The 15,226-nt window shown below is 35.4% G+C and carries 12 protein-coding genes; 6 read left to right on the top strand and 6 right to left on the bottom strand.

Annotation, left to right across the window (positions count from 1 at the left end):
* Positions 1–4 precede the first annotated feature (4 nt).
* The 4 genes from N2Z58_07395 to N2Z58_07410 all read right to left on the bottom strand — a co-directional run bounded on the left by N2Z58_07395 (position 5) and on the right by N2Z58_07410 (position 6,107).
* Positions 5–1,192, bottom strand: coding sequence for a glycine C-acetyltransferase (locus tag N2Z58_07395; GenBank protein ID MCX7654479.1), 1,188 nt, complete (start codon positions 1,190–1,192; stop codon positions 5–7).
* A 26-nt stretch (positions 1,193–1,218) separates the two neighbouring features.
* On the bottom strand, positions 1,219–2,265 hold the full coding sequence (gene tdh, locus N2Z58_07400; protein ID MCX7654480.1) for an L-threonine 3-dehydrogenase: 1,047 nt from the start codon (positions 2,263–2,265) through the stop codon (positions 1,219–1,221).
* A 261-nt stretch (positions 2,266–2,526) separates the two neighbouring features.
* Positions 2,527–4,317: an ABC transporter ATP-binding protein/permease gene (locus tag N2Z58_07405; GenBank protein MCX7654481.1), complete on the bottom strand. Its 1,791-nt coding sequence runs from the start codon at positions 4,315–4,317 to the stop codon at positions 2,527–2,529.
* A 5-nt stretch (positions 4,318–4,322) separates the two neighbouring features.
* On the bottom strand, positions 4,323–6,107 hold the full coding sequence (locus tag N2Z58_07410; protein ID MCX7654482.1) for an ABC transporter ATP-binding protein/permease: 1,785 nt from the start codon (positions 6,105–6,107) through the stop codon (positions 4,323–4,325).
* 530 nt (positions 6,108–6,637) lie between these two features.
* On the opposite strand from N2Z58_07410, the gene sufC reads away from it, so the two are divergent.
* Genes sufC through N2Z58_07440 form a run of 6 tightly spaced genes read left to right on the top strand, consistent with a single transcriptional unit; the run spans position 6,638 to position 12,013 of the window.
* On the top strand, positions 6,638–7,390 hold the full coding sequence (sufC, locus tag N2Z58_07415; protein ID MCX7654483.1) for a Fe-S cluster assembly ATPase SufC: 753 nt from the start codon (positions 6,638–6,640) through the stop codon (positions 7,388–7,390).
* 19 nt (positions 7,391–7,409) lie between these two features.
* Positions 7,410–8,819, top strand: a complete 1,410-nt coding sequence (gene sufB, locus N2Z58_07420; protein ID MCX7654484.1) for a Fe-S cluster assembly protein SufB — start codon at positions 7,410–7,412, stop codon at positions 8,817–8,819.
* A 33-nt stretch (positions 8,820–8,852) separates the two neighbouring features.
* Positions 8,853–9,974, top strand: coding sequence for a SufD family Fe-S cluster assembly protein (locus tag N2Z58_07425; protein ID MCX7654485.1), 1,122 nt, complete (start codon positions 8,853–8,855; stop codon positions 9,972–9,974).
* Positions 9,949–11,208 carry a SufS family cysteine desulfurase gene (locus N2Z58_07430; GenBank protein MCX7654486.1) on the top strand — a complete coding sequence of 420 codons (1,260 nt, stop codon included), beginning with the start codon at positions 9,949–9,951 and terminating at the stop codon, positions 11,206–11,208. The genes N2Z58_07425 and N2Z58_07430 overlap by 26 nt, the downstream gene beginning before the upstream one ends.
* A 20-nt stretch (positions 11,209–11,228) precedes the next feature.
* Entirely contained in the window at positions 11,229–11,636 is a 408-nt protein-coding gene (locus N2Z58_07435; GenBank protein MCX7654487.1) for an SUF system NifU family Fe-S cluster assembly protein, read from the top strand.
* A 17-nt stretch (positions 11,637–11,653) separates the two neighbouring features.
* Entirely contained in the window at positions 11,654–12,013 is a 360-nt protein-coding gene (locus N2Z58_07440) for an MscL family protein (GenBank protein ID MCX7654488.1), read from the top strand.
* A gap of 45 nt (positions 12,014–12,058) precedes the next feature.
* Here the strand turns inward: N2Z58_07440 and amrB are convergent, their stop codons facing one another.
* Both amrB and N2Z58_07450 read right to left on the bottom strand, forming a co-directional pair.
* Positions 12,059–12,859, bottom strand: coding sequence for an AmmeMemoRadiSam system protein B (gene amrB / locus N2Z58_07445; GenBank protein ID MCX7654489.1), 801 nt, complete (start codon positions 12,857–12,859; stop codon positions 12,059–12,061).
* A gap of 21 nt (positions 12,860–12,880) precedes the next feature.
* Positions 12,881–15,226 (bottom strand): type II and III secretion system protein (locus N2Z58_07450; GenBank protein MCX7654490.1); only part of this gene is annotated, 2,346 nt, incomplete at its 5' end.

Here is a 15,226-nt window from a genome sequence, read left to right on the forward strand (position 1 = left end):
ATAATCAAATTACACCTAATTTTTTTCCAATTTTTTCGAATTTTTCAAGTGCATAATCCAGGTCTTGTTTACTGTGTACAGCACTTATCATTACCCTGATTCTCGCTTTGCCTTTTGGAACCGTTGGATAACCAATTGATTGAGCAAACACACCTTCTTCAAATAATTCCTTACTGAATTGACTTGAAACCTTCGCATCGTAGAGCATAACAGGAGTAATTGGTGTCTGACTAACACCTATATCAAATCCAAGTTTTTTCATCTCCTCTTTAAAGTATTTTGCGTTATCCCACAATTTCTTAACACGTTCATCACTCTCTTGCAATATCTTAACTGCTTCAAGACAAGCTGCAACATCTGCAGGTGTTAATCCCGTACTAAAAAGGAAAGGTCTTGCTTTCTGTTTTAAGTATTTAACAATAGTTTCCTTACCAGCAATGTATCCACCAAGGACCCCAAATGCCTTTGAAAGCGTACCAATTTCCATGTCAACCTTTCCATGCAAACCAAAATGATCAACAATACCCCTACCACCTTTGCCAAGCACACCTTCACCATGTGCATCATCAACCATTACAGCCGCTTCATATTTATCAGCTAATTCTACAATCTCTGGTAAGGGAGCGATATCTCCATCCATACTGAAGACACCATCTGTTACTATCAATATTCTCCTAGCTTTTTGAATATCCCTTGCTTCTTTTAATCGCGACTCAAGATCGTTCATGTCGTTATGCCTGTAAACATATCTCTTTGCCTTTGATAACCTTACGCCATCGATAATACTTGCGTGATTCAGTTCATCAGATATAATTGCATCATTTTCGTCACCGAATATGGTAGGTATTGCGGCTTGATTTGCTACGAAACCTGATTGTAAGAATATCGTAGCATCAGCGCCTTTAAATTCAGCCAATGCCTTTTCAAGTTCCTCGTGGAGTTTCATCGTACCAGCTATGGTTCTTACCGCACCGGGACCAACTCCCCACTGATCTATAGCCCTTTTTGCAGCATTTTTCAATCTCTCGTCATTTGCAAAACCAAGGTAGTTGTTTGAACACAAATTCAAGACTTTCTTTCCATTTATGACTATCCATGAACCTTGCGGCGACTCGAGCGTGCGTATATTTATATATAATCCTTCGTTTTTCAAGCTTTCCATTTCATCTTCAAGTATTTTGTAATTAAGCATCCATGGAACCCCCTTTCAAAACTATCTTAATCTAAATTTAAGACAACTTTACCACATTTCTTATTTATCATCAGTTCAAAACCTTTTTCCCACTCATCGAAAGGTAAAACATGAGTAACGACCTTTGAGAGATCCACCTTTTTTGTTCTCAACAATTCATCGGCAGTTCTCCATGTTTCAAACATTCTTCTTCCGGTTATACCGTACACAGTTAAACCTCTCATTGTAATCAAAGAATCGAAGTTTACATCTATTTTGCCACCAAATATACCCAGTATCGAAACTTCTCCACCCATTGTGACACACCTTAATCCATCTTCAAAAGCTTTTCTGTTTCCACTCATTTCAAGCAAAACATCAACACCGTCGTCTAACATTTTGTACACTTCTTTTACCAAGTCTTTTTCAGCTGGATTTATAACAACATCAGCGCCATTTTCTATTGCCATATTAATTCTCATTCGATCAACTTCTGAGACTATAACTGTACTTGCGCCAGCTACCTTTGCTATTTGCACAGCCATTAACCCAATTGGGCCGGCACCGGTGATCAACACATTCTTACCAAGTAAATTAGTTACAGCTGCCGTGTGTATTGCATTACCAAACGGTTCCATAACCGAGGCAAAATCAAGAGGAATTTCGGACGAAAATTTCCATAACACACTCTCAGGTATAACTGCGTATTGCGCAAAAATACCGTTTGTATCTACCCCCAGGATCTTTAAATCTTTACATATATGCATTCTTCCAGTCCGACATTGATAACAACTTTCACATGGTATATGAGTTTCCGCAGCGACAAGATCACCAATCTTGACCCTTGTAACAGCGCTTCCGATAGCAATAACCTCACCCGCCATTTCATGCCCAACGATCAGAGGAGGATTTATTCTCGATTGTGACCATTCATCCCACTTATATATATGTACATCCGTTCCACATATTGATGCCCTGCGAACTTTTACTAACACATCCCTTGGACCGAGTTCTGATGGCGCTTGTACATCTTTCATTACAAGCCCTGGTCCTTGTTTTTCTTTCATTATCGCTTTCATAACTGTCGTCCCCAATTTAATCGCCTCCCCAAATTTACAATATTTTTCAAGCTTATCTACTAAATAAGGACTTACTTTCAATCCTCTACCGCAATTTAAATTATACTACCTAACTTAAAACCTATGAATTACGGTAAGACAAAAATCAGTAAAGCATATAAAAGGAAAAGGAAACTCTAAGGTTTATAGTCACATAATTTGTTATATTTTGATCTTTTCAATACTTTTTGAGCATATAGCACTCTCAACGGAAAAGGCAAAAATTTCAGTGATTATTTATTCATGACGACCTAACATTTCTTCTTCTTTCTCTTGGACAAATTGATTCATGTACAGCCTATAATATTTTCCTCTTAATTTCATCAGTTGTTCATGCGTACCTTCCTCGACAATATTACCAGCCTCAATTACAATTATCTTATCAGCTCCTCGAATAGTTGATAGCCTATGTGCAATTACAAAACTTGTTCGACCATGAAGTATTTTATGTATAGCATCCTGTATTAAATGTTCAGTATATGCATCTATTGAACTTGTAGCTTCATCAAGCACGATGATTTTTGGGTTTGAAATCACAACTCTTGCCAATGCAATTAGTTGTCTCTGACCAACTGATAATTTTGCCCCAGCTTCACCAACATCTGTGTCGTATCCATTTTCAAGCTTTGTTATAAATTCGTGAGCATTGACAAGTTTTGCCGCGTTCACGATTTCTTCAAATGTGGCTTCGAGTTTTCCATATCTAATATTTTCAGCTACACTTCCACTAAACAAATGTGGAGTTTGAGGCACGTAACCTATTTGACTTCGCAAAGAATGTAGTTTTATCCTTTTGTAATCTATACCATCAATGTAAATTTTTCCTTTAACTGGTTCATAAAACCTCCCAATCAAATTAACTATCGTCGTCTTTCCAGAACCTGTCTCACCAACGATAGCTATAGTCTCGCCTTTTCGTACCTTTAAATTAAAAGATTTCAAGACCCAGTCACCTTTTGAGTATTTAAACGATACATTATCAAAAATCACTTCTCCTTCAATTTGTACATCAATACTTCCTGGTTCATCGTATACCTCAGGTTTTGTATCAATAAGTTCTATAACACGTTCAGCGGCTGCCTGTGCAGACACTAATTCTGCCAAAATGCGCGCAAGTTGTTGTACCGGTTCAAAAAATTGTATCGAGTAGGATATAGCAGCTGCAAGCGTACCAAAGCTTATCAAACCCATATGAACGTTCTTACCTCCGAATACAAGCAATAAAGCTGTAACCACGTTGCCTATAAACAAAACAATCGGTGTGTACACCCCAGAAAGAATTATCCCCTTGATTGACGCTACCCTTAGATCACGGGTTTGTTTCTTGAAGTCGTGAGCCCTCATATCTTCAATCGAAAGTACCTTTGTTGTCTTTGCACCAATTAAACCTTCGTTAAACGTACCAGTTACTTCAGACACGAGTTTCCTAACCTTTCTAAACTGCTCTAATATCAGTTTTTGAAAATATAAACTCACAATTCCTAGTGGTGGAATTGCAAAAACAATAAACAACGCAAGTCTCCAATCCAAAAAGAATGAGTAAATTAATATGAATATCATCGAAGAAACTGCCCAAACACCGTCAACTATCTGCCAAGACATTACTGAACTTATTCTTTGTACATCAGACATTATTCTTGAAATCAAAAATCCGGTTTGAGTGCTATCAAAAAATGATAGAGAGAGACTTTGAAGCTTCTTAAAAGCAGCGTTTCGTATGTCGAAAGACATGCCATTTTCTATTTTTCCAGCAAGCATTATTAAAAAATACGTTCCTGCAGATTGCACCACAACTACAAAAGAAAAAAGTAATGCAAATTTTTCAAATCCCCTAAAACTTTTTTTAATTACAAAATTATCAATTGCATACTTCGTAAGATAGGGATAAGTAGCATCTATGAATCCAACAAGAATCATAACACCTATCAATCCCAACATATGAAACTTATAATTTTTTATGAATTCACCAAATCTTTTCCACACTGCAAAATCAAATCTCTTTTTCTCATCCTTAATCAATTCTTCCATTATCATCACTCCTTGAAATTTTTTAGCAAACTTTCAATTTTCCAAACTTTTTGATAAAGTCCAGGTTGGTTTACTAACTCCTCATGTCTTCCTATGTTCGTTATTATGCCATTTTCAAGTACAATAATTTTATCTGCCTCTTTTATGCTTGAAATCCTATGTGAAACTATGATGGTCGTTGCGTTTTTGCTACGTTGTTTTATAGCTTGAATTATTTGTCTTTCCGTATCCGTGTCCACTGCACTCATAGAATCATCAAATATCAAGATAGGATACTCTCTCAAAAATGTTCTGGCGATTGTAACCCTTTGTCGTTGACCTCCGGAAAGTGTTACACCCTTTTCTCCGACCAGGGTATCATACCCCTTTTCAAGCTGCATGATATCATCATGAACAGCAGCGCTAATAGCACTGGAAACGATTTCTTCATGCGATGCTTCAGGATTAGTTACAGAAATATTTTCCTTAACAGTTTTCGAAAATAGAAAAGCTTCTTGGGGTACTAAACCAATATTTCTTCTTAGAACAACCTTCGGTATCAAATTCATTTCTTTCCCATCGATCATAATCTTCCCAGAATTAGGTTCATATAATCTCATAAGTAATGAAATTATTGTTGATTTTCCAGAACCTGTACCTCCAAAGAATGCGACAGTCTCTCCTTTTTTTATCTCAAAAGATACACCTTTTAAGACAGGACGTTCTGGATTATAACCAAACCACACATCTTTAAATTCTATATCACCTTTTAATTCAAACTCAGAATCACAAAATAGGTCCTCAAGTTCGTACGAAAGTATCTCGTTTATTCGCTTTAGTGAAACACGTACCTTACCAAAATTGGAAAGTATTATTCCAAGTTCCCTTACAGGCCACAGCAACATTCCAACATACGTTGTAAAAGCCACAAGAGTACCTATGGTTATTTCTTCTTTTATAGCATAGTAACTTCCAAGCACAACAACAAGTGCAAATTGAGTGAGTGCAAGAAAGTCAGAAATTGTCCAAAATTTAGCAAAAAGTGCGAGCAATTTCAGATCCAGTTCCCTGTATTCTGAGTTCTTTTTAATAAATTTTTGGATTTCGTAATCTTCTCTCGTAAACGCCTTAACAACTCGAACACCAGTTATATTTTCTTGAACGACAGCCGTTACAGATGCTTCTGCTTCGTCAACCTTTTCAAAATGTTTTTTCACCATAAGAAAAAACCAAAATGCGGTTCCAGTAAGCATTGGAATAACAGCAGAAGAGATTATAGTCATCTTTAAATTTAAATTTATCATCACATACAACACAAAAATGACCATAAAAACTATACGCCACACACTAATTGCATCAACGTAAAGAAATCTTCTTACAGTTTCAACATCTGAAGTGCAGCGTTGTATAACATCACCGGATTGAAAATTGGAATAAAAATCGTATTTTGCTTTAAGTATTACATTGTAAAGGTCATCGCGGAGATTTTCGGCGATACTTTCTGAAGTTTGTCCTGCAAGCTTTTCTCGTAAAAACGAAAACAAACCGTTGAAAAATGAAAATATTAACAATACTATCCCAATTACCCATAAATTCTCCACCAGATAATCCTTTCCACCAAATAGATTATAAACGTACAACCAAAAACCTGAATTAGGGACTTTCCCCCCTATGACATTATCTATCGTGAATTTGACAATAACAGGTACAAGCCGAGAAAAAACTATAGAAAACGCCGTGAAAATAATGGCAAACACGTACTGAGTCGTGTAGCCTCTAAAATACCTAAGCAACATTTTAAAATCTTTCATTTGCGCATCCCTCCAACTCTTTATCGCTAAAACAAAAACTCCACGGTGACAACCCGTGGAGTTTTCAAACAGCATTCAATAGTATCTTTACTTATTTAGAAAATTATATTTATCAATCTTTTACGTAATGTACTCCAATTTGGGTTGTCCAATAGCACGGTGATATTGATAATATTAATATATATTTTTTATTCACCTGTTTATCCATCGGACAACCCCCCTCTTGTATGTTTTTACTCGAATCCTTCGTAATACGAACTATCTATATTTTACTCTTGATACTCAAAAAGTCAATATATTTCTCTAAAATGTTTTCTGTAGATATCAGAAGATGAAAATTCACACAGCTTTTCAAGCTAATAGATTCGTTTTGAACTTGTTGCAAACAAAAAAATAAATATCCAAAATCATTATTTTTTCCTATTTACACATGGTAAGTATTGTGATAAAATATAATTAGGTAAGACTAATTTCATAAAGAAAACAACATAGAATGAAAAGCATATAATAAACTTTTGGAGGTGTGCGAAATGTTGTTAGAGGTGAAGAATTTAACGGCGAAACTAGTTGAAGGAGAAAAGTTAATATTGAAAGGTGTTGACTTAGTTGTAAATCCGTCAGAAGTGCATATCATAATGGGACCAAACGGATCCGGTAAGTCTACTTTGGCAAATGTAATTATGGGAAATCCTAAGTACGAAGTAACTTCTGGAGATATTATCTTTGAAGGTGAATCAATTCTCCAACTCAAAACAGATGAAAGAGCAAGAAAGGGTATAATGATGACGTTCCAAAATCCTTATGAGATAGAAGGGGTAAAGCTTGAACAACTTCTTTTGATTGCATACAGAAAGTTACATGGTGAGGACAAGACGTTTTTCCAACTTGATAGAGAGATGAAAAACCTTGCTTCCGAAGTGGGACTATCTTATGAATTTTTTGAAAGATTTGTCAACCTTGGGTTTTCTGGTGGAGAGAGGAAAAAAGGGGAAATATTGCAGGCAAGATTTTTAAAACCAAAGTTATTGATTTTAGATGAGATCGATTCCGGTCTTGATGTTGATGCACTAAGGCTTGTTGCAAATCAAATAAATAAGATAAAGGAAGAAGGTACCTCATTGCTGATTATAACCCACTATTCAAGAATTTTGAATTACATCAACGTTGATAAGGTACATGTATACGTTGATGGTAAAGTGGCTTTAACTGGTGACAAGTCCCTTGCTTACGAAGTTGAAGAAACTGGTTATGCGATAGTTAATGATACACGCAACAGTAAGTAACTGTAAGGAGGGATAATAAATGAATGATCTTAACAAACTACTTTACGAGTTAAAACGGAAAGAAAATTTTGAGTTGAAATTAAATGTATCTGCTGCGTTGAAATTACCTGCAGGTTTGGATAAAAGGCTTGTGTATGAAATCTCTAAAGCGAAGGATGAACCAGAATGGATGCTCAATCATAGAATGAAATCTTTTGAAATATTTGAAAAATGGCACGAACCTGACTGGGGTGTCGATCGAAGTGAGCTTGATCTTTCTAAGATAGTGCCATATGTAAAACCTAATGCAAAGAAAACAACAACGTGGGAAGAAGTACCACAAGAGATCAAGGAAGCGTTTGATAGACTTGGTATTCCTGAGGCAGAGAGAAAATATTTAGCTGGCGTTGGCGCACAGTTTGATTCTGAAATGGTTTATAAAAACATTAAAGAGGAACTTAAAAAATTAGGGGTCATATTTATCGATATTGAAACAGCTGTTAAGGAATACCCAGAACTTGTGAAAGAATATTTTATGAAGCTTGTTCCTCCAACAGATAACAAGTACGCTGCCCTGCACGGTGCTCTCTGGAGCGGTGGTACGTTCCTTTATGTACCAAAAGGCGTTAAAGTACCTTTGCCATTACAATCTTATTTTTTGTTTGGTAATCCTGGAGGCGGGCAATTTGAGCATTCCGTTATAATCGCAGATGAAGGGAGCGAGGTCACTTACATAGAAGGATGTACGGCACCTAAGTACGATGTTGTAAATCTTCACGTAGGTACTGTTGAAGTTTATGTTAAGAAGGGGGCCAAATTAAAATACCTTACTATGCAAAACTGGAGCAAAAACATGTTTAATCTCGAGATAAAGCGTGCAATAGCCGAAGATGATGCTGTTATGACTTGGGTATCTGGTTCTTTTGGAAGCTACAAAACTATGGTTTATCCAGCTACCATACTGAAAGGGGATAATTCTGTTTCTGAAAATGTCTCAATATCATTTGCTGGACCTGGCCAACATATTGATACTGGTTCAAAAGTAATTCACATAGGTAGAAACACCCGCTCTACAGTCGACTCAAGAAGTATAAGTATAGGTGGAGGTTGGTCCTTTTACAGAGGACTTCTCAAGATAATGGAAAATGCACGCGGTTCAAAAGCAACGGTAAGTTGTACAGGTTTAATGATAGATAACAAATCAAAAAGTGATACCGTGCCTATTATAGAAGTATACAATACAGACTCTGATGTTGGACACGAAGCAAAAATCGGCAGAATAAAAGACGAGCAAATTTTTTACTTAATGACTAGAGGTTTAAATGAACTTGAAGCCAAAGGGTTGATTGTTAAAGGTTTTATACAACCAGTTGTCCAGCAACTACCTTTCGAGTATGCTATAGAACTAAACAGACTTGTTGAAATGGAAATTGAATCATCCATCGGCTGATAATAAATTTAATCTTTAGTAGGAGGAAAGAACATGGAAAGAACCTTACGTTTACAGCATCAAAACATGCGTGCAATAATCCCTCAAAGAAAGACTATAGATTCAATCGATTACACAGTAGACGATTTTAAACCAAGTGGAAATAATCTGCTTGATGAATGGCGTATAAAAAGACTATCAGAGTATTTGACTTACAAATTTCCTTTGTGGAAACGTGCAGGTCTAAAGGAATTTAAGATTAATGAACTAAAAAACTACAAAGGATTGGAAAATATAGACGAAAGTGCTCTTGAATTACTTGAAAAACTTGATTTTGAGGGTTCTGATAGAAAATTTGTTCTCCTTGCAGATGTATTTTCTTCAAGTGGAGGTTATTTTACTGTACAAGAAGATAAAACAATGATAGTTAATCAATTTGATCAATACGATAACATGCTTGTAGATATCAAGTCTGGTACTTTAACTTTGATAAGAATAATCGAAAAATCATCTTTTATCGGAAATTTGAGAATAAATATTCAACAAGGTGCGTGTCTTAATCTTTATAACCTTTACATCGCAAACGGAGAGTTTTTAAATTCAAATGTCTTCATAAATGCAGAAAAAAATTCAAAAGCTTATGTTAAAGATTTCTATTTTGGTGGTAAAATTAACAGTGGATATTTTGGTATAATGTTAAGTGGAGAGGAAGCTTACGCAGAAGTTAGACCTTATTATCTGGCTAACAAGAAAAATATTATAGACATACTTTATCTGATGAGGTTCTATGCACCAAAAACTTATGGTGTTGTAGATTCAAAAGGCGTACTGGGTGACGAGTCAAAGGTCGTGTTCCGGGGGATTATGGATATACTGAGTGGTTCAAAAGAGGTAGAAGCGCACCAAAGTAATCATTCTATTTTAATTTCACAAAAAGCAAAGGTCGAAGCGATACCAAGCCTAATGGTTGATGAAAATGACGTTGTTGCTTCACACGCTGCAAGCAGTTCGCCTATAGATGAATCAATGTTATTTTATTTAATGACCAGAGGTATACCTGAAAGTGATGCACGGAAGATGATTGTTCGTGGTGTATTCGAATCATTCAAACAAGAGTTAACAAAATACGGCTTAGAAGGGGTTGTTGAGCGTGCACTCAACAGTGTGGTCGGATGAAGAGTTTTGTAACATAAGAAACGACTTTCCAGCACTTGGTAGACAAATAAACGGTAAAAGATTGGTTTATCTTGATAATGCAGCAAGTACACTTAAATGTAAACCTGTCATCGATAAAATGACAGAATTTTATTTGAATCACTATTCTAATATACATCGAGCTGTGCATACGCTTGCAAGCGAGGCTACAGTTGAGTACGAAAACGCACGAAAAAAAATTTCCAATTTTTTGAACGCTTCCATCGAAGAAATAGTGTTTACAAGTGGAACAACGATGGGGATAAATTTTTTAGTTAATTCACTTGTTAAAAGTGGAATCTTAAATGCAGGTGATATTGTTTTATTGTCACAAGTAGAACATCACGCAAATCTTGTTCCTTGGGTAAGGTTGTCAAAATTTTATGGTTACAAAATCGAGTATATTCAAGCAGATAACAAAGGAATAATTACTAATGAAAGCATACTTAGTGCAAAAAAGTATAAACCAAAAGTTGTATCAGTCACAGGTCAATCTAACGTTACCGGCCAAATAATACCTGTTGATTATATCCGAGAAGTATTTAAAGATTCAATATTGGTCATCGATGGTGCACAATTGATACCACATGAAAAAATAGATGTGAAAAAGTTAGATATCGATTTTCTTGTCTTTTCGGGTCATAAAATGATTGCACCAACTGGCATAGGGGTAATTTATGGAAAAAAGCATTTACTTGAGAAACTTGAACCATTTTTGTACGGTGGAGAAATGATAGATAAGGTTACATTTGAAGATGTAACCTTCAATATCTTGCCTTACAGATTCGAGGCAGGAACGCCACACATTGCCGGAGCTGTAGGACTTGGCTATGCAATTGATTACCTTGATCACATAGGTTTTGAAAAGATCAAAGAACAAGTAAGTTACCTATCTAAATATTTGCTCGAATCATTATTAAAGTTGGATTTTGTTGAAGTTTACGGACCATCTGATGAATCTCATCTATCCCTTGTTTCATTTAACATCGATGGTGTACATCCGCATGATGTCTCACACATACTTGACGAAAATTTTGGAATAGCAACGCGTAGTGGTCATCATTGTGCTCAACCTTTAATGAGTATACTTAAGAGAGGTTCAAAAATTGACTTTCCAGGTTCAACGGTACGAGCAAGTGTGTATTTTTACAACTCAAGAGACGACATAGATGCACTCATCGAAGGGTTGAAGTACATAAAAAAATTTTTTGGATAATTTTCGGAGGTGGATACTTTGTGATATACTCGGAATTTATAATGGATTATGCAAAGTTGAGGAAGTTTCATGGCAAAATAGAGAACGCTCACAAAGTAGAAGAAGGAAAGAACTTATCATGTGGTGACGAAGTAACTTTGTATTTTCTATTTGAAGATGACAGAATAGTTGACGTGAAATTTGAAGGACATGGATGTGCAGTGAGCCAAGCATCAACAAATGTTATGATCGAACAAATTATAGGAAAGACTGTATCACAGGCTGTAGAACTTATAAAAAACGCTGAAAACATGGTTCTTGGAAAGGAATTTGACGAATCTTTGCTCGGACCAATCGTCAGTTTTTACGATGTCAAAAATTATCCAATGAGGGTTAAGTGTTTTTTATTACCTTGGAAAACACTTGAGCTGGCTTTACAAAATAAGTAATAATAGGGGGTGGAAAGATGAAAAAGTTGATCAAAGAATTCTCTGATTTCCTGAAGCAGTACAATGTAATAGGATTGGCTGTTGCGATAATTATAGGTGGCAAACTCAACCAGTTTGTGACTTCGTTTGTTAATGATTTTCTTATGCCAGCTATATTTCAGCCTGTGTTAACCCGCATGCGTCTTGGGAGGATTGAAGAAATAAATTGGCATGGAATATACTGGGGTAAAGTTGTATCTGCAGGTATTGATTTTTTGATAGTTGCTTTCCTTGTATTTATTCTTGTGCGCTCATTAAATAAGGCCGCAGAAAAAGCAAAAGTAGCTGCTGAGCTTGCCGCTAAAAAGGTTGAGGAGAAAATTAAAAAGGATAAATAAAAAATCTCCAGCTTATTGGCTGGAGATTTTTTATTATTCACTGATTTAGTATAGGATGAACGAAACATAACCAACTGTGTAAGAGTAATCCTGAGAAAATTCTGCACTCGTTGTGTGATAGATGAGATTTATGTTATCAAAAATGCTCCTCACAACAGCAACAGGACCTGGTCCACACATAGTTATATTGTATATCTTTATATTATCATATAATCCTTCAAGGTCTGCATTTAAAATTTTCTCTATAGCTTGCTCGTCCTTTTTAATTGTGATCTCATGAGGATCGTAATGATTGAAATCTGAAGAAGCGACTACAAGCGTTTCAGGATATTCTTTTAGCAATTCTTTTATTCTTTCAGCTATTTTCAAAACTGTTGAAAGACGTTGATCTTTCATACATATTGGTACTATCTTAAAATCACCGAATGCATATTGTAATAGAGGAAGTTGTACTTCTATGGAATGTTCATAAATATGTGCCATTTCATCTTCGAATAGTAAATAGTTATCAATGAGTTTATTAGTCATTTCACTATTTACTTGTAAACTTCCCAGAGGTGTCTGCCATGTACCTTCCTTCCATACAGCTATTGATTCTCCATACCCTGTGTGATTTGGTCCAAGTATTATTATATTTTTTGGCTTACCAAAATAAATCGCCTTCTTGATACCAAGTCCCGCAGTTTTACCACTGTAAACATACCCGGCGTGCGGTAGTATTAATCCAACTGGATGTTCAAAATACTTGCTCGCCGCCTTTTCATTTATAAACGCTTCACATGTTTTTTCAAGTTGTACAGGAGTTCCCGGATAAAATTTCCCAGCGACTACAGGTTTTCTATCCATAAGTTCACCCCATACTTTTGATTATTTTAATTCAATCACCTTAGCTGTTAAAAATATCGTTATGTTCCTTTGCTCTACTGTTTCTTTCATTCCCCTAAACAACATTCCTATGATGGGCAAATCACCAAGTATCGGTATCTTCCATTCTGATTTACTTTTTTCTTCTCTTGCAAGACCACCGATTACAATTGTCTGTCCATTCTTAATAGTGATCTTTGTCTTAGCTTCCCGTTTATTTAGCTTTGGCAATCCATCGATTACTACAGAATAGTCAAAATTATTTACAGAAGTCGTAAGCTCTAAATCAATAGTATTGTCTGAGTTTACATATGGAGTTATCTTAAGTTCAATACCACCTTCTAAATTTCTGATTTCTACACTTCTTTGTTCACCAGAACCAGAAGCTATTTTAACAGGTACGTTATCACCTATGAAAATTCTTGCTTCCTCACCACTTTTCGTCATTATATTAGGATTAGCAAGAAGTTTACCTGATCCCGAGTTACCTTTTGGAGCAAGTCCTTCTGCACTCTTGGTTTGGAACGAAATTTGTGCTTCGTTAAGGATTTTATCCAATATAGTTCCGTCGAGTATATCAATTATGTTTATATTCAGCTTTAACCCTTCTGAACCAAATGTTAAGTAATTTCCTGATTTAAGTAAAGTAACAAGTTCTGTAGACAAACCTGATGATTGTGACTCATCTAAAATTTTTGCTTCTATAGAAACTATCTTTGCAGTTGTGAACTCGCTTATCAGTCTATTTATATCATCCACATTTTTCGGATCCAAATCGTAAGCAACAATAAGTCCTGCCGCAGGACTCACCATCGCTTTTCCACCGTAAAATTTGATGAGTTCTTCTACTTTGTCTGCATTTCTCGGAACATTGAATGTGTAAGTTGTTCTAACTTTAGTTGCTTCAGGTGTTGTATCAACAATGTATACATTTCCCAACTTCTTTATAGAAATTCCATAGTTGAACATTATAGAGTTGAAAGTTTCAAAGTCAATATTGGAAACAGACATTGTTGCATTCTTTTCAAATTGTTTCGAAAAAACAACATGATACCCAAGTTCCTGAAAAACTGTTTTAATTACCTCAGATAGGTTTTCATTGCTTATATTAATGCTTATTAATCCATCCTTTACAAACACCTTTTTTGCTTCTGCAGTCTTCGCATTTTTTGGTGAAATATATGTGATCCCACCTACTTCATAAAATTCAACCCACTTGGAGAAAACCTGTTTAAATGTTTCATAATCGATATCTTTAAGGTAAACAGAGTTGAGAGTTACTTCTATCTTGTCTAGGTTGTAAGATTTCTTTAGTTTTAACATAACCTGTGATATTATATCGCCCACATTCTTGTTTGATACATTAATCGTTATCAATCCATCTTTTACAGTTATTTCCTCTTTCTCTTCACTTTTTGCAGGTTCACTAATACCTCTTGACGGTACTGATTCAGAGATGTAATATACACTTCCCTTTTTTTCGTAAACTATGTTGTAAGCTTTTAAGCTTTCCAAAAGCTGGTTTAAATTAGAAACTATTATTCTCATCGAACACTGAGACTTTATTTCATCAATGATTATTATTTCTTCGGACAACAACTTAGCAACTTCCAGTAAAAGTTGTTTTATACTTTTATCTTTTACCTCTATTAATAACTTATTGTCAATGAGGTTGTATTCGCTTTCCGGCTTAAATGCCTTTATTTCCTTTTCTATTCTTTCAACACTTTTTTGAGGGCCGACAAGATAGACCTTTTGACCTATTTTAAAATATCTCACCTTTGTATCAAATATTGATATTATCGTTTCTATATCCCTTGCTTCCAACACTGTGTTGACTGTTGCTACCGTTCCTGATCCATCACCTACTATGCCATTAATAAACTCCGTAACATTCTTTATCACTTCTTTTGTTCCTATTACGAAATACCCTTGTTGTGTCTTGTATGTTCTAACGTTATATAATTCCCTTACTATTTCATCAATTTCTTGTGGATAATTCAAAAATACATACGTCTGTTCTGGTTTCATCCCTTCCACAAAACTTCTAACTTTCTTTATCTCCTCTTGAGTCCCGTAAACTACAAATCCTTGCTTAGTTCTATATGTCTCAACGTTATACAATTTCTTTATCACTTGGTCTAATTCCGGGTTGTACTCAATGTATGCATATGTTCTCTCAGGTGCTATTTGTAATTTTGCAATTTCTTCGTTTATCTTTTCTACCTCTGTTTTATCACCTCTTATGTACAAAACCTCAGAGATTTGTTCTAAGGTTATATTTAACCCTAGTATCTTCGACAACCTTTCGATATCTTCTTTCTTAATATTTGAAGCAATTTTGATTGG

It is taken from the genome of Fervidobacterium sp., from assembly GCA_026419195.1.
In the GTDB taxonomy this organism is placed as follows: Bacteria; Thermotogota; Thermotogae; order Thermotogales; family Fervidobacteriaceae; genus Fervidobacterium.